The organism is Pedobacter psychroterrae, assembly GCF_004331695.1.
Classification (GTDB): Bacteria; Bacteroidota; Bacteroidia; order Sphingobacteriales; family Sphingobacteriaceae; genus Pedobacter; species Pedobacter psychroterrae.
Map to the genome: position 1 here is coordinate 508,748 of NZ_SJSL01000002.1, position 21,865 is coordinate 530,612.

Sequence of the window (21,865 nt, forward strand, 5' to 3'; positions counted from 1 at the left end):
AAGTAACTAATTGTTAACTTTTTTGTCTCATATATGAGGTTTAACCAAATATATCCGTACTATGACTAAACGCTTTTACAATCTCATCAACCTCTTGCTGGGTATCGTTATTTTTGCCGGACTGATACAAACTGCACTTCGCTTTGTACTCGGGTCAAGCCTGTTTGTACAAGGTTCCTTTCTGACTTTTTTCGTGGTGGAAATGGGTGTGTCGCTTTTCATGACCGCATTCGTGATGAAATACTATTGGCTGAAGCAATATAAGCCGGTATTCTTCACTGCCGGTCTTTTAGTCCTCTGCAGCCTTATCCATGCGGGCATCATTTATAGTACACTTTCCAACTTGCAGCAACACCCTTTGTACCTCACAACGCTCCAAATTCAGGTTGCCGTTTCACTTCTATATGGCTTGTGTCTTATTTTTTCAAATTCAGGTAAGCGCTTCTGGCTCAGGACGGCGGGGATCTATCTGATTATTATCAGTTTGCCTACGGTGCTATCTATTATTTGGCTATTGCAGGATCAATCAGTACAGACTGCAGCCGCGATAGAGCAGTTTGCTCCATGGGTGGGCTTATTTGCCAGTTTAAGCCCCATTTTTTTAATCCTGAACTTCAGAGATGAAGCCAGGGGGCTCGAAGAACATCCAAATACACCGGCCGCTAATTCCTTTTCCGAGCAATGGTATGTACTGGCGATCATAATGGGGCTTGCAGTGTTCGCAGTTGGCTTTAAGTTAGCACATGATGCCTATTGGTCCAGGCATTGGGGAGATCAAAACTTTAAGCAGACAAAAGAGCTGGCAGATAAATTTGAAGCAAGGGTTTTTGTGGGCAGCAAGGGTGATACCTTGTATTACCGGTTGTTGAAACCATTGAATTACGATACCACTAAAAAATACCCTTTACTGGTGAGTTTGCCTTACGGCGGACAGCCTGGTACAGACAAGATCAGGCAGCTTGAAGGGGCAGCAGCAGCTGAGTTGCTTTCCAGTAAAGAAAACCGGGAGAAATATCCGGCATTTATCTTTGTACCCAATTGCCCCGCCGGATCAGGTTGGGGAGGTATCCCTGGCTACCCCTCTGTAGATTCATTGGTTTATGAAGCCATTACCTCGCTCAATAGTGAGCCGGGCCTGGATGTAAAAAGGCGTTATGTGACTGGCATTTCAAGAGGAGGGTATGGGGCCTGGAATTTCATAAGCAAGCGTCCTGATCTGTTTGCCGCAGCCATTCCTGTTTGCGGTGGGGGTGATCCTTCATTTGCGGCCAGAGCTGTCGACGTAGCCGTTTGGGCCTTTCATGGTGAGGATGACAAGAATGTTCCTGTCAGCGGATCCCGTGAGATGATCAAGGCGATAGAAAAGGCAGGAGGTCATCCAAAATATACAGAATTTGCAAATGAAGGGCACAACATCTGGTATCAAACCAGTATTACTCCGGGCCTCTGGGACTGGCTGTTCGCACAGCAGCAAGATTAGCTTAATATTAAAACATTACGCTGATAATACTTTTTCAAAGGCCATTCTTGAACTTCCTCTGAAAAATACCTCACCGCAATATACATAACCAGCTTTTTCCAAAATGCCGAGCATGGCAGGATTGTCAAAGTTGGTGTCGGCTTTAACGCTGCATATTTTATTTTCGCGGGCGAAATCCTCAATGCAGTTCAATATTTTTTTGGAAAGTCCCCTGCCCAGGTAATGCTGAGAGATGGCCACCCTGTGAAATACTACAAAATCTCCATCTGTCAGCCATTGTCCTTCAATCTCAGCGTATGCAGGTTCGTCATTGATCAGGATGGCACAATATCCAGCTACCGTATTTCCATCTGTCAATACAAAACCAGCATCCTTAGCTATGTCTTTTTTAATTCCTTCTGGATTTGGATAACCATCCTGCCATTGTTCACTTCCATCTTCTTTTCTGCGTTTTATTGCATCCTGCAGGATCTCCCATATTGGGGGTAAATCGTCTAATGTTGCTTTTCTAAAAATGTATTCCATATCTGTGCAAAGATCATAAATTTATGCATTCTCCAATAATCGTATGATTGAAATATGTATCTTAACCTACTAATTAACACTACAATGAAAAAGCTCTTTAGCGTTATCGTTCCTGTTTTTTGCATGTGGATGCCCTTTACAATAAGCGCACAATCGTTGCCGGATTCGGTTGCAAAAAAAGTAGATAACCTGTTTGCAAAATGGGATAAGCCTAACAGTCCGGGTTGCGTTATCGGAATTGTGCGCAATGATTCGCTGATCTATGCTAAAGGCTATGGCCAGGCTAATATCGAATACAACGTTCCCAATAGCCCTGAAACCATTTATCATATGGCTTCTGTTTCAAAGCAGTTTACCGCTTATGCTATAGTGTTACTCGCCCGGCAGGGCAAACTTCAACTGGATGATGATATCCATAAATATCTTCCGTGGTTTCCCGATCTTAAGGAAAAAATCACCATTCGCCATTTGCTGAACCATACCAGCGGAATTAGAGATCAATGGCAATTGCTGGCCATATCGGGTACGAGAATTGATGATGTTATTAAACAAGATCACATTGTTAAAGCACTGAGTAAACAAAGGGCGCTGAACTTTAAACCCGGAGATCAATACAGCTATTCCAATAGCGGGTATACCATGCTGGCCGAAATTGTAAAATCCGTTTCGGGCCAAACGCTCAGACAATTTACCGATTCTGCCATTTTCAAACCCTTAGGTATGAACCATACGCACTTTCATGATGATTACACAGAAGTGGTAAAGAACCGTTCCTATTCGTATTACCGCAAGGGTGGCGATGGCTTTACCAACAGTATTTTATCGTATTCCAATGCCGGGGCAACCAGCCTGTTTACCAATGTCAATGATATGGCAAAATGGGTCATGAATTTTTATCTTGCTAAGGTAGGTACGCAGCAAGACATTGAATCGTTGACGCAGAAAGGCAAATTGAATAACGGTAAAGAGTCTAACTATGCATTGGGCATTGTTGTTGATACCTTCAAAGGCTGGAAACTTTATGCCCATAATGGAGCAGATGCCGGTTACAGAACTGCTGTGACTACTGTTCCTGACCTGAAAATGGGCTTTATTGTTTTTAGCAATCTCGGAGATTTTGATATGGGTAAGCTCAATGAAATGGCCAGCTTATTTGTTAGAGACATCTCCACAAAAGTGGATAAGCCGGCTGTGATAGCTATTGATTCCAGCAAAGCCATTTTAAAAGACCTCGTTAGCGCAAAGAAATTCTCCGGAGATTATATTTCTGATGCAGGAATACCGTACAACTTCAGTTTGCGCAACCACAAATTGTACGGACAGCAGCGGGGAAGAAACGAACTTTTGATACAGGTGCAGAAGGATACGTTTCAGGTAGCATCTGCCCCAAACCTTAAATTTCTGTTTAGTACCACAAAGAGCGGCGATACACTGGTCAAAGAATGCTGGCCGGGAGGGCTGGAGTTTAAAAAATATGCACTATCGCCCAATCTGACAGACCAACAATTAAAATCTTATACAGGAATGTACTATAGTCCAGAGCTGGATTGCAAATACGGTATTGTATTGCAAGGTAAAGAGTTAATACTGACCAATGATAAGTATGAAGATAAAAGGATTACGTTACAGGCAAAGGATCACCTGCGCACTGACTTTTGGTGGATGGCACATCTTAAGGTATTGCGCGGCACTAAGGGTGAGATCATGGGTTTTGAAGTCAATGATGGGAGAATTATGCATCTGCGGTTTAATAAAATAGAGTAGTAAATTTTCAGAACGGCACTATTATTGGTTGTCTACACAGATGAAGAATTATATTTATTTGCTCCTGTGTATATTGCTTTTTTCCTGCGGACAAACGCAGAATAATGAAACTAAGGTCGATGCTGATACTAATTCTGTTGATTCAGTTTCAGTTAGTAGCGATTCAGTAAAGGCACAACCCAACCCAACCTCCGTTCCTGAGATAAAGCAGGCCTTTTCCCTCATTAACAAAAAGCTAGAGCAGGGAGTATTGGATTCAGTCTCGTTTAAATACGATTGCAAGGGCGAAAGAAACGGCACCGTTACTTATTTCTCTGAGAAAGGGAAGCTAGCCGTTATCAAACACAGCTATAATGAGTACAGCCATTTTTCGGCGGTAGACCAGTATTTTGTAAATGATGGAAGCCTCTTTTTCGCACATTTCAACAGGGTGGTATGGAGCTTTGCATCAGGACAAGCAGCGGAAGGTGCCACAAAAGATGACATCACCGAGCAAAGAATATACATCGCTGCTGAAAAACCACTTCTTTGTCTGGAGAAGAAATACACGATCAACTCCCATTCATCAGATAACCCGATCCCCGGAAATCTGAGTAATAAAGAAGTGGAATGTAAAACCACAGCGTCTGTACTAAGAGGTTTTGGGAAGCTGCTGGCGTTTAAAGATAGTGCCAATCGTGATTGCTTAGCGATTAAGTAGTCAATGATATTGTTATTGCTAATTTAGAAGTAAATTGCTAAACAATGGCTAAGACTACCAAAGACGAAAAAAGCTACAAAATAGAATAGTGTACAATGAAATTCAAAGCATTAATAATAGGTGCCACCGGTGCCACAGGTGAAGATCTGGTAGATGAACTTTTGGCTGATCAGGACTATGAAAAGGTAACCGTATTTGTTAGAAAATCAACTGGGAAGCAAAATGCTAAACTGGTTGAGCACATAGTAGATTTGTCAAAGCCGGAGGAGTATGCAGACCAGATAACCGGCGATGTCTTCTTTTCCTGTCTGGGCACCACATTAAAAGCTGCCGGATCGAAACAAACCCAGTGGAAGATAGATTTTGAGATCCCTGCTAAGTTTGCAGCTATTGCGAAGCAGAATAATGTTTCTTCCTGTGTGCTTGTGTCTGCGTATGGAGCTTCGGCAGATAGCCGGATATTTTATTCCAGGATGAAAGGTGAATTGGAAAATAGAATCCTCGGCCTAGGGTTCAGACAAGTCGTAATTTTTAAACCAGGGATACTTAAACGTCAGGGCAGTGACCGGATCGGAGAGAAAGTCGCAATCCGCGTAATAGAATTTTTAAACCGGCTGGGGATGTTTAAATCACAGCGTCCGTTACCAACTAGTATATTGGCGCAGAAGCTGGCTGAAGCACCGAAGTCTGCACAAAAGGGGGTAATCTATTTAGAAAAGGATGAGATTTTCAGATAATGTTTATTCCTTATCTCCGATTAATGTTCCTGATACATTCCAGGCACTAAAACTTCCACCTTCGGGTTTACCAAGAGGTATGGCAACCTTTATTGTATGTTTTCCGGGCTTAAGGTCAGGCAGCGGAATTTCAACAGGCAATGTAATTGTCCCCGGACACCAGTTAGAACGACTCAGATCAGAAGAAGAAAGACCATTGCCAAAGTTTCCGGAAGCCGGATTTAAGAAGCGATATGTGGCACAATCGGTTCTCCATGGGATAAAATGGTAAACACGTTTTCCATCAACAAAAATCTCATTCTGTTTTGGAACAAATTCATCCCCTCCGCCCCAACCACCATGACCGGTGGTAAGGTACCGCAGTGTAAGGTTCTTCACATCCTGAGGTATGTCAACAGTTACGGTCAGCGAATCCTGATCGAACATGGTTCCATACTCTTGTCCCGACATTTCCATTAAGTTAGTGGTATTAAACACAGGCATCAGCCATTTCTTTTCTTCTTTCTGACCTTCGCCGTCATAACCAGGATAATATTTGAAATACAGGCTGGCTTTATGACCACCTTTATCATAATTTCCAATAAACACGCCTATCCAAACTTCCCCCCGCAATCTTGGCAAGAGCGCAGTTATATCTTGTTTATAAACCACGCTATCTGCCCAGTTATATCCTTTTATTTTTGCCTGGGCATTAAAATGACCTGCACCAAAAGATGTAAAAAACCGCATTAGTTCCAATGGAGGCAAATAGCCATCCGTAGCAGTTACACCCTGATATTTCTTCCCGTTTCTGGCTGAATATACAGGCAAAGCCTCAATGCCATTTTGCAGCGCATTTAAGTAGGTAACGGATTTATCTGTAGGGATCATGAATACAGATCCGGTACGGTCATATGCATCGCCATTAGAACGCTGCACCAATTCAATAAATAATTGCTGACCTGCTTTGGTAGCCGGCAACTTTACTTTCTTTAAAATAATTGTGCCTCCAGAAAAATGATAAGTGACGTTGGCTTGTTCTCCTTTAGGATTTTCCGTTTTATTACCAAAGCTAATCTGTTCATTGTTAAAAATGCTGAGTGTGGTATAGCGACTTTCAATCACTTGTCTCTGATAAGTAGGCTCATCGACTACAGTGCCCCAGGTCTTAGGCCAGGCAAGTTCTTCGGGCGTTACTGTGCGGTACTCTATTTTTTTGGCAATTGTTTCAGAATTTCCATTGCGAATGGTTTTAAGTACCAAACCCAATCCGGGAGCAATAGAAATGTTGGGTGTGCCTTTTATTTTTAGCAGATCTGTATACCATATTTCAATGGTATTCGAGCGAATAAACACTTTTGCTTTCTTACAAGGAATGCCCAATATTGTATCCATGCCGGGAAGCAATTCTGCCTTCACATATTCAGAGAAGTTTTTTTTAAACGTATAGATATTTCCGTTGCTGTTTTGAATTTGATAACTGGCCTCTTGAGCTATCTGAAGATACTGTTGTTCCGTTTGGTTTCCCTGAGGTACTAAGTGGACCATATCTCCTTTAATGAACATTTTTTGTTCAGCTCTTGATTCCTTTCCATTGTTCCGGAATCCAAAGGTAATTACGGCCTCAGTGGCCTTCGTATTTATTTGTGCAAAAGACAGAAGGTTGCTGATTAATAGCGTAAACCCAATTAAAAGTACTCTCATAAGGCCTAAAGTTAAGATTAATTTATGTCATGCGTTACCAAAAAGCTAACACCCTATGCGCGAATGTCTGTGATTTTTAGATTTGTCACTATATTCGTGTTTTAAATCTCCAAAATGCACAGTAACGTTCTCAAAGATTCTGAAAATACTATGATGAACAAGCTCTTTTGATAATGCGAAAACTATTACAGAGGCTATTTTCTTCCTGGGTGATCCGCCTGGCCAACCGTTATAGCAGCAGGCCTGACCGCAAGCGGGTTCATGATGCCCTATCGGCCCTGTATCAAAATATACGAAACCAACCCGGAAAACGCGGCCAGCTCATTAACCTCAGCAGCGAACATCGGATCATCATCTTTTCTGATCAGCACAAAGGCGACAGGAGCCATCGTGATGACTTTACGCTTGCTGAGCAGAATTATCTGGCGGCACTCGCTTATTATGATCAACACAAGTATTTATATTGCAATTTGGGAGATAGCGAGGAGCTTTGGGAAAACCTGGTACTGGATGTGATCAAGCACAATAAAAAGACCTTCGAAGCTGAAAAATGCTTTCTGGACCGCAATGCTTTTATCAAGCTTTTTGGTAATCACGACCTCTATTGGGACAATGATCCCCTGGCTAGTTTTATGCTTCAAAAAATGTTCGGTCAAAAGATTAAAGTGTATGAAGGGATCATCTTTGATATTCCTGTAAAGGGATCGCAATTAAGCTTGTTTCTTACACACGGGCATCAGGGTGACCTGCAAAGTGATGGCAACTGGTTCAGTAAATGGTTTGTGTCTACTATATGGGGTCCGATTCAGTCGTTTTTAAGGATCAATCCCAATACACCAGCTTATGATAATCAATTGAAATCTGAGCACAACCAGTTTATGTATGACTGGACAGCAGAGCAAACGAATTTAGCGCTGATTACCGGCCATACACACCAGCCGGTATTTAATTCGCTTACCCACCTGGAAAGAACCTATATCAGACTTGAGCAGGCTAAAAAAGATGGTGATCACGCTACTATACAAAAACTGGAAGCGGAACTGCTGGCAGGAAATATCAGTGGCGAAACTTCTCCAAGGCTGACACAGTCAAAAAACACTTACTTTAACTCAGGCTGCTGTTGTTTTAGTGATGGGGATATTACCGGCATCGAAATTGAAAATGGGAAAATCAGGTTAATTGAATGGAAGAAGGATGCCAATGACGTTCCGCAAAGAATTGTGCTAGAGGAAACCGCTATTGAAAATCTGCTGGGATAGCAGGCCAGGTTGCTTTTTAGTAAGCGCTTCTATTTGTATATTTGAAACTTGTACGACATCTAAGAATCTCAAGCGAAAGTGCCCAATGAAGAAAACCCTTACTTTAATTTTAATTGTAATAATTACAATTGGCGCTATGGTTGCCGTGGTCCACTATGTTAAAATGGATAGATTTTCGTTTGCCTGGATCCTAAATTTCCTATTGATGTTCTTTATCGTCTTTTTTACCCGAGCGCTAAAAAGCCCGCTTACTTCAACGTACTTTAATGAAAAGAGCTGGGAACGCAGAGGAAAAATATATGAACAGCTTGGGGTAAATTTTTTCAGAAAATTATTGGTTTTGATCGGTTGGGAAAAGGTAATTAGAAAATCTTTCCCCATAGCACACAATTCCAAAGCTCTGGAGAATTTACATTATCAGACAAAAAAATCTGAACTAGAACACTTAATTATCTTAATTATAGTCCTGGGGTTTAATATTTTCGTAGCAATCAAGTTTGGAGTTGTTAAATCTTTATCCTTACTCATCTTAAATGTCCTGCTAAACCTTTATCCAGTACTTCTTCAACGGTATAATCGTCCGCGAATAGAAAGAGCTATGAATTTGAGTAAGCGAGTGATTTGATTAGCCAATTGATTTTCCAAAAGGTGAAAATGCCAGATTCATTAACTTGAAATGTTGTCTTCCAAATGGAATGCCAACGATGGTGATACAGAAGAGCAGTCCAAAAAACAAATGAGTTAATACAATCCAGAAACCGCCAAATACGAGCCAGATTACATTCATAATAGTAGATAGACATCCGGTTTGGGAGGAGGTGTCAGTAATCTTTACGCCAAAGGGAGCGAGGCCAACAATAGCAAACTTAAAGCATTGTATGCCGAATGGGATCCCTACGATGGTCAAACATAAGATCAGGCCCCCAATTATATATTCAAAGAAAATGAATATTCCACCAAAAACAATCCAGATGATATTACCAATTAAATTCATATGATATAGACTTCGTGAGGGGAGTATAGTTACGGATGTAAGTTATCTTTCCATCCCAAGGTGACCTATACCAGAAAAGCTGAGGTAGTTATTTCAGGATCCGCTTGAGGATTTCCTCACGCTTTTGTCTGGAAATAGGAACCTGACTGCCATCTTCCATTGCCAGGTATCCTCCTTCGGTTTTCACATAGGATGAAATCTTGCGGAAATTAACCAAATGGGATTGATGCGTCCTGAGGAAATTGTATCCTTCCAGCAGTTCCTGATATTCTTTTAAAGTTTTACAGATCAGGTATTTCTTAGCCCCATCCAGGTATATATGTGTATAATTGCCTTCCGCTTCCAGCCTGATGATCTTGCTGACAGCGATGAACTCTATTTTATCTGCCAGTGGCAATGCGATGCGCTGCTCATCATCGGCCCGGTCAATGTTGGCAATCAATTCCTGCAGGCGCTTGTTGTCACGTTTGGGCAAGATTTGTTTGGCTGCTTTTTCTACTGCTGCACATAATTCGAGAATATTAATGGGTTTTAGCAGATAGTCTATGGCACATGCCTTCACTGCCTGAATTCCGTATCTGTCAAAGGCCGTTACAAAGATCACTTCAAAAATCTGATTCCCATTTAATGACCTCAATAAATCAAATCCTGATTCTACACCCATCTCGATGTCCAGGAACAACAAATCCGGAGCTTGCTGTCCAATAATTTTTAAGGCTTCGGTGGCAGAGCCTGCCTCCCCAACAATCTCCACTGCCGGACAATATTCCTTTAATAGTTCCCTCAGGTTAGCCCTGCTTTTGGCCTCATCGTCTACAAGTATACTTTTTAAAATCATTTCTGCCAGATCATCTTTAATCAATAGGAATTATTAAAACTGCTGTAGTACCACTTTCTTCATTCGCCAAATTACTGCTTAATGTTAACTTTCCACGGGCCCCACCAGCATTTAATAAAGCAAGCCGCTCGCGTACCAACTTCAAGCCAAAACCCTGAGCTTTTTCTGGTTCAGGACCTAGACCCTTTCCATTGTCCTTGATTTCTATATGGAGATAGCTTTTGTCCTGATGGATGACGATACTCAACTTCCCTGCACTGCCCTTTTGCGCAAGTCCGTGAACAATCGAATTCTCCACCAATGGCTGGATGATCATCCCGGGGATCTCTATCAGCTCCGCGTTTATTTCCCCGGACATTTGAATGCTGAAATCAAAATCAAAACGTAACTTTTCCAACTCACAATATAGGGTTACTGCTTCCATTTCATCAGTTAGAGGAACAAAACTCTTTTCTGAATTATTCAACACCCTGCGCATCAGTACAGAGAATTTTTCAAGATAAATATTGGCTTGCTTATGCTGTTGATTATTGATCAGGGACTGGATAGAATTCAAGGCGTTGAACAGAAAGTGCGGGTTCATTTGCGAGCGGATCGCTTTGATCTCCAGCTCCTTGATCTGTCTTTTTACTGCCTCCTTTTTTCTTATGCCGGCGATTCTTCCCTTATTGATGAAAAAGATGAAAAGAAATGTTAATAGGATAGAGCCTGCGCTCCATCCTATAGTTTTAATCAATTGGGCTTTTTCTGCTTTTCCCATTTGCTTGGGAGTTAAAGCCCTCTTCAAAGCTTCTTCAAACGCCGTATCCTGGGGCAGACGTTCTGGACTATCATCAATATTGTCCTGAATAATCCGTTGTTCCGCATCGATAACAAATGTTTTAACATCCCAATTGCTGAGCAGTACTACATCTTCCAAATCATCATTTTGGCGCGTTACCTCGACGAAGGTGACCTGAGGAAGCTTCTTGAGCGCTTCAAGAACAGTAGACTTTGCATACCCGTCTTCCTTTAATTGCACAACGAGAAAATGAACCTTATTTGGATCCTGTTTCCTGATTCGCTCCAATAAGCGTTTCATCTCATCCGGATAATGGAAGTTAAACGTCATGCTCAGCGCCTTCCCTTTGAACTTACTGATGTCCAGTAAACTGCCATCGGCAAGTCTAATATTTTTTAAAGGAAGCAAGTTTCCCGGTGCCCAGGCAGAAACAGCCACCCATTTTTCCTTCACTGCATTAGTAAGCGTCGTATCTCCGCAATTGTTGACAAAATCGTCGTAATAAGGCTTTAATGTCTGGGCGCTCTTCCAGTCGCTGGAACCCAGTTTATTTTCAAAAGCGTCAGCAAGTGTCGCATACAAGGGATACCGTCTCAGGTAATTCAAGGATGGTACGTAATCGCCCAGAAAAAAGCCATTGCTGCCCCCATTGAACTGGCTAGCCTTAGAAGACAGGTACACATCTAAAGAATTGAGAAATGTGCGATACCATCCGGCACTATTGTAATCAATCATCAATACCGGCAACGTATCAATACCTTTAAAAAAGTTGAGTGGAAAACCCTCGAAGATTTCTGGAGCTTCAGGACTGGCCTGGGAATTGGTTTTGATTAGAAAATCAAGTCTTCTGTTTGCCTCCTCGAAAGCAAATTTTATATCATAATATTTCATCACAGCAGCAGGCAATCGGCCGCGATAAGAAGATACAAGTTGCCGGAAAGTTTTTTCATCCCCGGACTGTGTTTTCATGAAAGCTTCAGCGGAAAAGGATTGCGCACCGTAGGAAATTTCAGGGGTTTTCCGGCTTTGCGCAAATTTAGCCAAGTGCAGTGCAAATGAAGCCATTTCGGCGGCGTTTCCCGTAAACTTAATGCTGTTGGCAATGTCATTCCCATCAGCGGTTATACGGAGCGTATCACCCGGTTGAAAAAACAAAGGCATATTAAGTTCGCGAATACTTAAAGCTACGTCAGCTCCTTCAGGAATATGGGGAACTCCTGATCCTGGAACTTCTTTTGGCGGATACCTATATTGTAGCATGGCGCCGGACCCTTCCGTCAGAAAAGCAGTTATCCGGAAACTGCCGTCTTCAGCAATACGAAATTGCTGCTCAGTACCTGGGAGATACAGATTCATGCCATCTCGCATTTGCTGAGTGATGTTTTTGATCTTACCTTCCAGCACCACATTGTCTGCCAGTGGAAATGTGGCCGCAGAAAGCAGGAAGGTAAGTCCTGAATCCTTGTAAAGCCTGCCGTTATCCCAATCTTTATCACCACTAGCGATAGCTTCGAGAATCAACTTTGAAATTATACTGGCCGTTTCAGGATGAACCGGCTCAAATTCCATTGATGTTATAGCATTTTTTTTACGTGGAGCAATCTCATTTAGATTCATCTTGGCAAAATCAGATTGAGGTTTCATGCTCAGCACTTTACCAGTTTTATCAGCCAGCATGAAAAAAACGGGTTTGACCGACTTTTGCTGAATACCCTGCAGGTAAGGTGGATAATAAGAATCGTAGCCCAGAGCAGTGTGCCTGTCAGGAGAGACTGTAATTCTTATTCGCTCAAAAGTAAGCATATACTCCCTGCTCCCCTCTGCTTTAACGTTTTTTAGCAGGTACCTGAGATGGTATCGGTAGCTTTCATCATTTGGCCTACGTGCAGTATCCGACACCAGGACTTCAAACCAGTCTCCCGGCTTCATTTTTGAAAAGGCATCACCTTTCTGTGCGAAAAGCAGTTGTGGGAGCCAGAGTAGCAGCAAGAGTGCTGCGCAGTGTTTAATTTTCTGAATCATAATTTTAGATTTGATTCAAAAAACCATAAAGGGAGCGGGATTCAGGATCATCAATTAGCAGTTAGCGCTTTTCACTTATTATTCAGTACTAAAGCTACAACAATTGTTTAGAATTTATACCGGATGAGACCCCAGCGTTTGGCGTATCATATTTAAAATCTTAAAATATCTGTGTCAAGAGGAGTGTAGCCTAGTAATCTGCTCATCGTCATCGACTGGCCCTTATGATGAAATTCATGCGTGATCACATGTGTGAAGATACTATATGCATCTGTTTCAACGAATTTATCCGGCCACTTGTATCCATTAACTTCTGAATGCGGGTTTTCAGAAAAGAGGAAGATGAATTGCTCCATTAATTGGTTTACGGTGTTAAAAATTTCCCTGAGTTGGTCGACATTGGAGCCATCTGTTATTTCATAATAATCTAGCTTTGCAGACAAAGCGAAGTTGCCAACCCAGGCGACATAGGTGTTCGCTATATGTGTCATCATGTAAGCTATGCTTTTATTATTGAATTCTGGTAGTTCAGTAGTAAGATCTTCTGCAACGTCCTTTCCCAGGTACTGAAATACAACCTCACGGGCTTTAATGATTAACTGATATTGTTTTTTTAATAGATCATTCATCTCAGATCGAATTAGAAACTGTGTTTAAGATAGGCATTTTCCTTAAGGATGCCAATAGTTATTTGGCAGTTTTCATTTGATTTCTATCTTTGCATTATGAATCCAGAAGAACTAAAAAAACTTGATCAAATACCAACCAGTAATAAGCCCTGGTATCTTCAGGTTCCTTTTTTAGGGATCGTGATAATTGCCCTTCTGTTTATTTTTAAGTTTTTATTAAGCTTGCTCGCAACTGTTTAGGTTACTAGTCTTTAGTCCAGACAGCACAACTAGTTTTTACATAAGAATGGGCGTGTGTAATTAATGTGCTAATGTGTAATTTAGTGGAATCGATGAAAAGAGTAATCAATGAACAGGTAGGAGACCAGATAAGGGAAATGCTGGTCAACGAACCCGATGTGGAAGAAAAGACCATGTTTAGTGGGCATTGCTTCCTGGTTAATGGTAAGCTGTGTGTTTGTGTGAATCAGGAAGACCTGCTTTGCAGGATTGGCCATGACCGGGTTGTGGAGGAGCTGGAAAATGGCAATGCGAGGCAGATGTTGATGAATGGGCGTGCAAGCAAAGATTTTGTCTATGTAGCATTAGCAGATATCACCGGCGGAAGGCAACTTGCCTATTGGATTGATTTGTGTCTGCAGTTTAATCCCCAGGCGAAAGCGGCAAAGAAAAAGAAATAAGTTTTATGAGTATATCGATCGGTTCAACACTCCTAGCGAGACATAAGTTCCTCTACATTCACTATATTCGCATGGAATGAAAACATTGCCTCTTACACGCAATTTATATATTATTTCTGGATGTAACGGAGCTGGAAAAACTACAGCCAGTTATACTGTGCTGCCTGAAATGCTAAATTGCCAGGAATTTGTGAATGCAGATAATATAGCCGCTGGTATATCACCTTTTAATCCAGCAAGTGTCGCGCTCCGTGCTGGAAGGATCATGTTAAACCGCATTGACGAATTAATGCGAGAAGGTGCTGATTTTGCATTTGAAACTACGTTGTCCACAAAGAGTTATGTTTCTCTTATAAAAAAGGCAAGGTCATTAGGTTATAAAATTACCTTGGTTTACTTTTGGTTAAATTCGCCCCAAGAAGCTATAGCGCGAGTTGCTACCAGAGTCACTAAAGGAGGGCATGATATACCGGAAGATGTGATTAAGAGAAGGTATTATGGAGGATTAAATAATCTGTTCAAACTATATAAACCGAACTGTGATTTATGGATGGTGGTTAATAATACCACGGAACAGCCGGAATTAATTGCCCGTGGCGAGTATGATTTCTCAGAATTGATTTTTAATCCTGATATTTGGAATATTATTAAAAGACAAGCGGTATGAGTTTAAAACCAGAAAATATTGAACTTAGTGATAAAATCATGGCTGGAATAAATAAAGCAGTCCGTAACCTTGTAATCAGTAGTGCAGCTAATGATGAAAAATTGGTAGTCGCTGATAAAGAAGGAAATATAAGGCATGTGCCCGCCAAGGACTTATTGGCAACGCCATCTAAGTAAGCGCTTATCTATTAGGTTAACAAATGGCTACCATAATGGGCAGCGTATCTTAATGGTAAGAATTCAATATTGTATGTGATGCACATTCAATCATAAACTCAGGAAATATTTCTTTAATTTGTAAACGTCAACTTTAGGGCTGGAAATGGAGAATACCACAACTCATGCATAACGATTTCACCTATCAATTCCTCCAGCCCAACACAACCCTTCAGATCATCCTAAGGCCATCGCCCATCGATGTGTCGATACCGCTCTAACTGTCGTGGAGAAAATCAGCTTATTGCGGGCATTGCTGAGTACAATCATGCATCATACTGGTAAACCTTTAAGGATGTAATGTGTTAATCTGAAGGGTAGATAATTCAAGACCGGAATAATGCAAAAAAAGGAAATTAAAGTTCAGATCAAGAATGAAGGCAGAGCGGCCAAGCGGTCGTTACACGGATTCATCAAGAAAGGCAACCAGGATAAGCTGCATAAGTTTAGGGTAGGCATTAAGAAGTTACGTGCGATAGCTTCGATGATTGAGCAGACAAATGCGCGGATTGATATTTCTAAAGCATTAAAACCAGTGAGAGATACCTACAAGCTCAGTGGTAAAGTTAGAGATAGTTACCTGCATTTAAAATTGGTGAAGACCGTGTCCGGAGCGCATAAAAAATATCGTTCAAGGGAAAAGCTGGTGATGAAAAAAGCTGGGAATAAATTGAGTAAATACAGACCCCACCATTTCAGGATGTTGCATCGCGCATGGAAGAGCCTGCTTAGAAGTGTTCCAAAGGTGAAGGACAAAAAAGTTAACGCATTTTATGAAACGGAGCTTAGAGGTATCGAAACATGTTTGATCTCCAATACGGGAGTGGAGCAAATGCACGGGTGCAGGAAGCGATTGAAGGTTTTAATATATAATTTGCCGATGGTTCATGGATCGTTAGATAAACCGCTCGACGAAGATTATCTCCAGCAGATGCAAACCGCTATCGGCGACTGGCATGATCATGTGCTCGCAGCAGATCAGTTTCCTGAGCTGGTAGATCAATCGCAACAAATGCTGGAGAAAGTAAAAGTGCTTGCCGGAAATTTTTATGCGCTAGCCACTCTGCATAAGGATCAATTGACCAGTAAAAGAAGATAAGACATGGGTATAGAAATAGAACGTAAGTTCTTAGTTAAAATGGATTTATGGCAGGCTTTGGAAAAACCAGAGGGCAAGCACTATCGTCAGGGGTATTTACTGAATAAGGAGGATCGTGTCGTTCGGATTAGGATTGCTGGCGATCAGGGTTTTATCACCATTAAGGGGGCCGGGGACGGAATCAGCAGGATAGAATATGAATATGAGATTCCCAAGTCTGATGCTGAAGAGATGCTAGAGCGATTCCAACCGGAAGGTATTGAAAAGATCAGGTACCGTATCCCCGAGGGTAGCGGCCTGGTTTGGGAACTGGATGAATTTTTGGGCGCAAACCAGGGTTTGGTATTGGCTGAGATTGAGCTTAGTTCGCAGGATCAGCGCTTTACTAAGCCAGATTGGCTGGGCCAGGAAGTAAGCGAAGATGAACGCTACTCAAATTCTAGTTTAGCGCTTCGACCTCTTCAATCTTAGCTGACCCAGTTTCAAATATATGGCACACATTTCAACCGTAAAAAATCTCTTCTGGAATTTCAAGCCAGTTTGGGCTAAACTAATCTATTTTGTTAACTCTTAATTGCGGTGATTTCTTCGGCAGTGAGGTTGGTATAACGGGCTATTTTATCGATAGATTCATTTTCGGCCAGCATTTGACGAGCCATCTCTACAGCTTTTTTGTGCTCACCTTGGTGAATACCTTTTTGTTCGGCCGTTTTAATGGCATAATCCATTACGTTCTTATTGTCCCATTTGCGTTTTAAACTTGCATTATACATAGTTCTCTCCTCTCTGGTTAAATTGGCATACTTGGCCAGGTTAAATAACTGATCAAATTCCGGGCCGCTTAAATAATCTGGTCTTGTTTTAAATTCATTTAAGTGTTTTAACGCATATACCCACTTGTCTAAATCTGAATCCAAATCTTTAGGCTTCTTAACAAAGTTAAGCATCTCCATGAATATCAGGCTCATCTTGTCGTAAAATATTTTGCCTGTCTTCCTGTTGGCCAAACAGATCTCTTGTATATATTCGCTTCTGGAACTATTAGGCAGTCTGAAGTCTTCGAGAAAAGCAATCAGGTAAACTTCTTTTAGTTTGTATCCCCATTCTTTTCTACCTCCTTTGGGAGCCTGCTCACTGATAGCCCTCGAAAGATAAAATAGACCCCGGTCTATAAATGCTCTTGATACCCACGCTGAACTTCGATGATAAAAGTACTCCCATCAGCATCTGTACAGCTGACATCAAATATAGCTGTACCTTCTTCTTCATTTTCTCCAGGATACTCCGTTTTTCCGTACTCAATAGTAGTGATGTGTTTGTTCCCTCTAAATAAAAGGTTCAGCAATCCAATTAGAACCGGTTTGCTTTCCTCAGATGCGAACAAGCGTTTCCACGCGTAGTCTACGAATGGATCTATAAAGATACTCGGCTTTGGTGTCTTTAACATAAATAACAGTTAGTCGTTGCCAAATATATATAGCTTATTCTATTTTGCAAAGTATTTATTAATCATTATGATTTTATATTAATCAATAAACCAACAAAAAATTCATTATGATTAAATTTTATGAAAAAAATGGAAATTTTTATCAAAACTTTGAGTTGGCAAAGTGATGTGCCATAGAAGGGAGCTTGTCAATGGTCAATTGATATAAAAGGGGTCAACATTCAGTGGAATATCCATGGCAAAGACATCTCCGTTATGACCCAACAGTGACCTGCGCGTAGAAGGAGTTTTGTTAACTTCGTCTTAAATCATACGGTCATGAAGAAAATAGGATTTTTATCGTTCGGACATTGGTCCGACCATCCATCATACCAGACGCGCACTGCTGGCGATACCTTGCTGCAGTCCATTGACCTCGCTGTTGCAGCAGAGGAAATTGGTCTGGATGGCGCATATTTCCGTGTCCATCATTTTGCAAGGCAATTGGCTTCACCGTTTCCCTTGCTTTCGGCAATTGGGGCAAAAACCAAGAAAATAGAAATTGGTACGGGTGTAATCGATATGCGCTATGAAAACCCTTTATATATGGTAGAAGATGCAGGTGCTGCCGACCTGATTTCCAGTGGCCGTTTGCAACTGGGGATCAGCAGGGGTTCGCCCGAGCAGGTGATCGAGGGATGGCGACATTTCGGTTATGAGCCTGATGAAGGCGAGAACGATGCAGATATGGGTCGGAAAAAAGCCATGGAATTCCTGGAAAGGTTGTCTGGTGTTGGCTTTGCCGAGCCCAGTCCTAATCCGATGTTTCCCAACCCGCCGGGATTATTGCGCCTCGAACCGCATTCAGAAGGGCTGCGCGAGCGGATTTGGTGGGGAGCTGCTTCCAATGCAACCGCAATTTGGGCGGCCGAGAACGGTATGAATTTGCAGAGTTCTACACTCAAGTTTGACGAGAGTGGCAAGCCTTTCCATATCCAGCAGGCCGAACAGATCAGGCTATACAAGGAAGCATGGAAAAAAGCGGGGCACAAGCGTGAACCTCGCGTCTCGGTAAGCCGTTCTATCTTTGCGCTGATGAATGATCAGGACAGGAATTATTTCGGACAGCAGGGGAGAGGGTCAGATAGCTTTGGCTATATCGAGCCTACTCAAAGGGCGGTCTTTGGCAAGAGTTATGCGGCCGAACCCGATCAGCTGATTAAGGAACTGGCGCAGGACGAGGCCATACAGGAAGCGGATACGGTGCTATTAACGATACCAAATACCTTGGGGGTTGACTATAATGTGCATGTTCTGTCGGCTATTCTGGAGCACGTTGCACCAGGACTGCAATGGCGATAGTCACCTGTGCTATGAACTAGCATTTCATTATTCATGTTATGTTTGAGCTTATCAGTATTCTTATTGCGAGTTGTCGCTCTTGCTGCTGTTAAATCTTTTATCAGCAGGGATCAGGTTCCAGAGCATTACTTTATCAAGAAAATAGCGCCCGATAAGCGCTTACGCTCAGAATTGTTGAGGTCAATTACATAGTAATACGTTCCCGTTGGCAGGGACTTACCATTATGAGTGCCATCCCAGGGTTTCGGATACGCCAGGCTTTTGAATATGCGCTGACCGTTGCGGTCAAAAAATGTCAATGTGCTTTGCTTATAGGAGTCTAAGCCCGGAATGGTTAGAATATCATTGACACCATCGCCATTAGGTGTAAAAGCATTGGGTATCATTACTTTCTCGCGAACATCAATAACTACCTCATCACTCACTATAAAACAGCCGTTTGCTGATTTTACCGTAAGCAGGTAGGTGATTTGGTCGGTGGGGCTTGCTATAGGATTCGCAATAGTAGGGTCATCAAGATAAATTGTTGGTGTCCAACTGTAGGTAGCGCCTTCTACATTGCTAACCTCGGTATTTAGCTGCACTTCGTCGCCATTCATTATTTCCATGTCAGCGCCTGCGTTTACCGTTGGACTTTCTACCACAATTACTTTCACCTGTAGCACCTTGGTGCAAAAACCGTTATAAACCGTCACCGCGTAGTTTGTGGTGGTAGTCGGTTTAGCAGTTGGCGATGCAACATTTGTTGCAGAGAGGCCCACAGCAGGCGACCATGAGTACCGAATGCCACCGGTAGCATTCAGCGTCACTCCATCGCCTATACAAACAGTTTTTTCGGCCGATACTTTCGGTTCAGGCAAAGAATTAATGGTAATTACTATTGTATTACTCGTTAAGACAGTGTTGCAGGCAACGTGTAGGATCAGCCGGCGGTAATAGGTAGTGACACTAAGCGACGGCGGGTCATATTCTTTTGAAGTGGCGCCGTTAATATTTGTAAAACTAATACTATCTGTTGACTGCTGCCACTGATAATTGACCGTACCAACGCCTTGCGGTACAGAGCCACTAATAAGTTCAGCATCACCAGCATTGCAAAAACCGAGCACAGGAGGAGCGGTAATGGTATTAACCGTTACAGATTGTACAGGGGTTAGGGTAATTACATTGCTAATATTGAGTGCCGCACATTCCGATGTAACGAGCCTGCGGCGGTAATGCATTGTTGCAGACAATACCGGCGGATCAAAATCCTTCGATACTGAGCCGTTAATATCAGTAAAGGTTCTATTATCCAATGATTGTTGCCATTGATAAGTATAGTTACTACCCACGGGTATGCTGCCGGTAATAAGGCCCGGGTCAACGCCAGGGCAAATGTCGGTGATCACCGGTACCGTGACCGTGTTATTAGTAACCGGGATTTCCAGCGTAGGCGTATAACGTACAATAAACATATCGGTAGACCCATTTGTAGGGTCACTGGCATTTTTGGCAGTCAGGCTGTTGACCCCACATCCCGTGCCGTTAAAATTAACGGTAGACTGAAACCCACCAGTTACAAATATTTCGTTGCTGCTATTTACGTTTATATCCTGGGCGCCAAGCTTCAAATCCCCACCGACGGAGTTAACGTCTCTTACATCTCCAGAGTAAATTCTTGGCACGCGAAATCCCCATTGGTAATTGCCATTATCATCATATTTGGTCAAAAACATACCGGTCGTCCCGTCAGAATTGAGTTCTGTTACAGATGCAAAGAGATCAATATCGACTTTTCCCGAAAAACTACCGGTAAGGTATAGACTGTTGTCAGGCCCGGTTGCCACTCCAGCATTGTATACAGCAGCACCTGAACCACCAATACTTTTATAATACAGCACATTACCTCCCGATGAATATTTTGCAATAAATATATCCTGGCTTCCATTGGGTTTTAGCTTAGGCGCTATGCCAAAATCTATCTCCCTGGTAAAGGCACCATTTATATAAATATTATTCTGACCATCTAGCGCCAGCCTGACGTTGTATGTGGACTGACTCCCCTTAATGCTTTTTATCCATTGTAAAATGCCAGCCGGAGAATATTGAGCTAAGAACATAGAATTATATGCGGTAACATTAACGGCCGTACCCAGTGGGTTATAGTTAACTTCACCACTTGTGTAACCCGCAAGAATAATGTTATTGTCTTTATCAACCAAAACTTCCAATGCCGAATTATTAAATGAACCAGTTGCCCCGAGGTTAAATTTCCATATCACATTACCATTGGGATCATACTTTACCACCAAGCCATCATAATATCCTTTGGCTGTAATTTTCCCGTTGAGGTCAGGTGATCCCATAAACGTATAAACAGCGATCAGATTTCCTGCGTCGTCGCTGGTTACTTTATACCCCACTTGTACATCTTGAAATAGTCCAATTGGGGGGGGCATTGGTCTATCTTTGCTGCCGCTTTGAATTAGTTTTTCCCACAATACGTTTCCATTGTTGTCAAGATGCAGAATAAAAGCATCAACATATATGGTGTTTGGAGGCGCAATGTTGGGATGTCTTTCGCCAATCACGGTGACATTGCCGTTGCGGTCAACGTCAAGACCATTACTCTCACCCTTAAATAACTTTACCCAAACCAGGGCACCAGCGGCGCTATACTTCGCAACATACCCACTACTACTATTAATTATCCCCAGGGTAGTTACGCCTGCCGAAGGATCAAAATCAGCGCTATCATATCTGTCTGTAAAATGGCCAGTCACGTAAGTATTGCCCTGAGCATCAAACTTCATACTAGATGAGTATACAGCAGCATCTAACCCTCCGATACCTAGCAACATACTCGGTGCTACAGGAACCCTTTGCCCAAACCCGTACACAGATAAAGTGAGCAGGACAGCAATGAAGTAAAATATTCTATAGAGGCGCATAGTCTTAGTAACCATCAAGTTAAAAAGAATATTCCATATAATAAAGTATCTTTTTGAGCGTAGCGTCCCTA

The 21,865-nt window shown here is 42.1% G+C and carries 19 protein-coding genes and 1 pseudogene; 12 read left to right on the forward strand and 8 right to left on the reverse strand.

From position 1 onward, the window contains the following. Positions 1-61 precede the first annotated feature (61 nt). Complete coding sequence (locus EZ437_RS10555; RefSeq protein ID WP_131595886.1) at positions 62-1,480, forward strand: carboxylesterase family protein; 1,419 nt, start codon at positions 62-64, stop codon at positions 1,478-1,480. Between the two features lie 15 nt (positions 1,481-1,495). On the opposite strand, the gene EZ437_RS10560 is transcribed toward EZ437_RS10555, so the two are convergent. Continuing rightward, positions 1,496-2,005 carry a GNAT family N-acetyltransferase gene (locus EZ437_RS10560; protein ID WP_131595887.1) on the reverse strand — a complete coding sequence of 170 codons (510 nt, stop codon included), beginning with the start codon at positions 2,003-2,005 and terminating at the stop codon, positions 1,496-1,498. Between the two features lie 84 nt (positions 2,006-2,089). Between EZ437_RS10560 and EZ437_RS10565 the strand changes: the two genes are divergently transcribed. The 3 genes from EZ437_RS10565 (at position 2,090) to EZ437_RS10575 (ending at position 5,206) form a co-directional block, all read left to right on the forward strand. Then, complete coding sequence (locus EZ437_RS10565) at positions 2,090-3,769, forward strand: serine hydrolase domain-containing protein (protein ID WP_165500379.1); 1,680 nt, start codon at positions 2,090-2,092, stop codon at positions 3,767-3,769. Between the two features lie 40 nt (positions 3,770-3,809). Then, a complete protein-coding gene (locus tag EZ437_RS10570) occupies positions 3,810-4,469 on the forward strand; it encodes a hypothetical protein (protein WP_131595889.1) in 660 nt (219 codons plus the stop codon). Between the two features lie 95 nt (positions 4,470-4,564). Continuing rightward, positions 4,565-5,206, forward strand: coding sequence for an NAD(P)H-binding protein (locus EZ437_RS10575; protein WP_131595890.1), 642 nt, complete (start codon positions 4,565-4,567; stop codon positions 5,204-5,206). 3 nt (positions 5,207-5,209) lie between these two features. Here EZ437_RS10575 and EZ437_RS10580 read toward each other — a convergent pair whose 3' ends face one another. Then, complete coding sequence (locus tag EZ437_RS10580; protein WP_131595891.1) at positions 5,210-6,889, reverse strand: PNGase F N-terminal domain-containing protein; 1,680 nt, start codon at positions 6,887-6,889, stop codon at positions 5,210-5,212. A 173-nt stretch (positions 6,890-7,062) separates the two neighbouring features. Between EZ437_RS10580 and EZ437_RS10585 the strand changes: the two genes are divergently transcribed. Together EZ437_RS10585 and EZ437_RS10590 are read left to right on the forward strand one after the other, a co-directional pair. After that, positions 7,063-8,148 carry a metallophosphoesterase gene (locus tag EZ437_RS10585; RefSeq protein ID WP_131595892.1) on the forward strand — a complete coding sequence of 362 codons (1,086 nt, stop codon included), beginning with the start codon at positions 7,063-7,065 and terminating at the stop codon, positions 8,146-8,148. An 85-nt stretch (positions 8,149-8,233) separates the two neighbouring features. After that, a complete protein-coding gene (locus EZ437_RS10590; protein ID WP_131595893.1) occupies positions 8,234-8,773 on the forward strand; it encodes a glycosyl-4,4'-diaponeurosporenoate acyltransferase CrtO family protein in 540 nt (179 codons plus the stop codon). Here the strand turns inward: EZ437_RS10590 and EZ437_RS10595 are convergent, their stop codons facing one another. The 4 genes from EZ437_RS10595 to EZ437_RS10610 form a co-directional block, all read right to left on the reverse strand. After that, positions 8,774-9,142 carry a YccF domain-containing protein gene (locus EZ437_RS10595; protein WP_131595894.1) on the reverse strand — a complete coding sequence of 123 codons (369 nt, stop codon included), beginning with the start codon at positions 9,140-9,142 and terminating at the stop codon, positions 8,774-8,776. An 88-nt stretch (positions 9,143-9,230) separates the two neighbouring features. Next, entirely contained in the window at positions 9,231-10,004 is a 774-nt protein-coding gene (locus EZ437_RS10600) for a LytR/AlgR family response regulator transcription factor (RefSeq protein ID WP_225869552.1), read from the reverse strand. Beyond that, complete coding sequence (locus tag EZ437_RS10605) at positions 9,997-12,783, reverse strand: sensor histidine kinase (protein ID WP_131595895.1); 2,787 nt, start codon at positions 12,781-12,783, stop codon at positions 9,997-9,999. The genes EZ437_RS10600 and EZ437_RS10605 overlap by 8 nt, the downstream gene beginning before the upstream one ends. Positions 12,784-12,935: 152 nt before the next feature. Then, positions 12,936-13,412 (reverse strand): DinB family protein, encoded by a 477-nt coding sequence (locus EZ437_RS10610; protein WP_131595896.1) that lies wholly within the window; start codon positions 13,410-13,412, stop codon positions 12,936-12,938. A 332-nt stretch (positions 13,413-13,744) separates the two neighbouring features. On the opposite strand from EZ437_RS10610, the gene EZ437_RS10615 reads away from it, so the two are divergent. From EZ437_RS10615 to EZ437_RS10635, 5 genes are all read left to right on the forward strand, one after another. Beyond that, positions 13,745-14,092, forward strand: a complete 348-nt coding sequence (locus EZ437_RS10615; RefSeq protein WP_165500380.1) for a TfoX/Sxy family protein — start codon at positions 13,745-13,747, stop codon at positions 14,090-14,092. Positions 14,093-14,168: 76 nt separating this feature from the next. After that, the gene (locus EZ437_RS10620; RefSeq protein WP_131595898.1) at positions 14,169-14,759 is read left to right on the forward strand and encodes a zeta toxin family protein; all 591 of its coding nucleotides are present in this window, start codon (positions 14,169-14,171) and stop codon (positions 14,757-14,759) included. Beyond that, positions 14,756-14,935, forward strand: coding sequence for a hypothetical protein (locus tag EZ437_RS10625; RefSeq protein WP_131595899.1), 180 nt, complete (start codon positions 14,756-14,758; stop codon positions 14,933-14,935). Before EZ437_RS10620 ends, EZ437_RS10625 begins: the two co-directional genes overlap by 4 nt. Before the next feature lie 379 nt (positions 14,936-15,314). Further along, positions 15,315-16,073, forward strand: coding sequence for a CHAD domain-containing protein (locus EZ437_RS10630; protein WP_131595900.1), 759 nt, complete (start codon positions 15,315-15,317; stop codon positions 16,071-16,073). Between the two features lie 3 nt (positions 16,074-16,076). Then, positions 16,077-16,544: a CYTH domain-containing protein gene (locus EZ437_RS10635; RefSeq protein WP_131595901.1), complete on the forward strand. Its 468-nt coding sequence runs from the start codon at positions 16,077-16,079 to the stop codon at positions 16,542-16,544. Positions 16,545-16,636: 92 nt separating this feature from the next. Here the strand turns inward: EZ437_RS10635 and EZ437_RS10640 are convergent. Continuing rightward, positions 16,637-17,520, reverse strand: a pseudogene (locus tag EZ437_RS10640) (Rpn family recombination-promoting nuclease/putative transposase). A gap of 318 nt (positions 17,521-17,838) precedes the next feature. On the opposite strand from EZ437_RS10640, the gene EZ437_RS10645 reads away from it, so the two are divergent. Next, positions 17,839-18,861, forward strand: coding sequence for an LLM class flavin-dependent oxidoreductase (locus tag EZ437_RS10645; protein WP_131595902.1), 1,023 nt, complete (start codon positions 17,839-17,841; stop codon positions 18,859-18,861). Positions 18,862-18,986: 125 nt separating this feature from the next. On the opposite strand, the gene EZ437_RS10650 is transcribed toward EZ437_RS10645, so the two are convergent. Next, the gene (locus EZ437_RS10650) at positions 18,987-21,794 is read right to left on the reverse strand and encodes a gliding motility-associated C-terminal domain-containing protein (protein ID WP_205942680.1); all 2,808 of its coding nucleotides are present in this window, start codon (positions 21,792-21,794) and stop codon (positions 18,987-18,989) included. Positions 21,795-21,865: the final 71 nt, after the last annotated feature.

Coding starts and splice junctions, on each gene's coding strand:
- EZ437_RS10560 (WP_131595887.1), bottom strand. CDS start 2,005: ATGGAATACATTTTTAGAAAAGCAACATTAGACGATTTACCCCCAATA.
- EZ437_RS10610 (WP_131595896.1), bottom strand. CDS start 13,412: ATGAATGATCTATTAAAAAAACAATATCAGTTAATCATTAAAGCCCGT.
- EZ437_RS10585 (WP_131595892.1), top strand. CDS start 7,063: ATGCGAAAACTATTACAGAGGCTATTTTCTTCCTGGGTGATCCGCCTG.
- EZ437_RS10620 (WP_131595898.1), top strand. CDS start 14,169: ATGAAAACATTGCCTCTTACACGCAATTTATATATTATTTCTGGATGT.
- EZ437_RS10605 (WP_131595895.1), bottom strand. CDS start 12,783: ATGATTCAGAAAATTAAACACTGCGCAGCACTCTTGCTGCTACTCTGG.
- EZ437_RS10630 (WP_131595900.1), top strand. CDS start 15,315: ATGCAAAAAAAGGAAATTAAAGTTCAGATCAAGAATGAAGGCAGAGCG.
- EZ437_RS10575 (WP_131595890.1), top strand. CDS start 4,565: ATGAAATTCAAAGCATTAATAATAGGTGCCACCGGTGCCACAGGTGAA.
- EZ437_RS10565 (WP_165500379.1), top strand. CDS start 2,090: ATGAAAAAGCTCTTTAGCGTTATCGTTCCTGTTTTTTGCATGTGGATG.
- EZ437_RS10650 (WP_205942680.1), bottom strand. CDS start 21,794: ATGCGCCTCTATAGAATATTTTACTTCATTGCTGTCCTGCTCACTTTA.
- EZ437_RS10615 (WP_165500380.1), top strand. CDS start 13,745: ATGAAAAGAGTAATCAATGAACAGGTAGGAGACCAGATAAGGGAAATG.
- EZ437_RS10625 (WP_131595899.1), top strand. CDS start 14,756: ATGAGTTTAAAACCAGAAAATATTGAACTTAGTGATAAAATCATGGCT.
- EZ437_RS10570 (WP_131595889.1), top strand. CDS start 3,810: ATGAAGAATTATATTTATTTGCTCCTGTGTATATTGCTTTTTTCCTGC.
- EZ437_RS10635 (WP_131595901.1), top strand. CDS start 16,077: ATGGGTATAGAAATAGAACGTAAGTTCTTAGTTAAAATGGATTTATGG.
- EZ437_RS10580 (WP_131595891.1), bottom strand. CDS start 6,889: ATGAGAGTACTTTTAATTGGGTTTACGCTATTAATCAGCAACCTTCTG.
- EZ437_RS10590 (WP_131595893.1), top strand. CDS start 8,234: ATGAAGAAAACCCTTACTTTAATTTTAATTGTAATAATTACAATTGGC.
- EZ437_RS10645 (WP_131595902.1), top strand. CDS start 17,839: ATGAAGAAAATAGGATTTTTATCGTTCGGACATTGGTCCGACCATCCA.
- EZ437_RS10595 (WP_131595894.1), bottom strand. CDS start 9,142: ATGAATTTAATTGGTAATATCATCTGGATTGTTTTTGGTGGAATATTC.
- EZ437_RS10555 (WP_131595886.1), top strand. CDS start 62: ATGACTAAACGCTTTTACAATCTCATCAACCTCTTGCTGGGTATCGTT.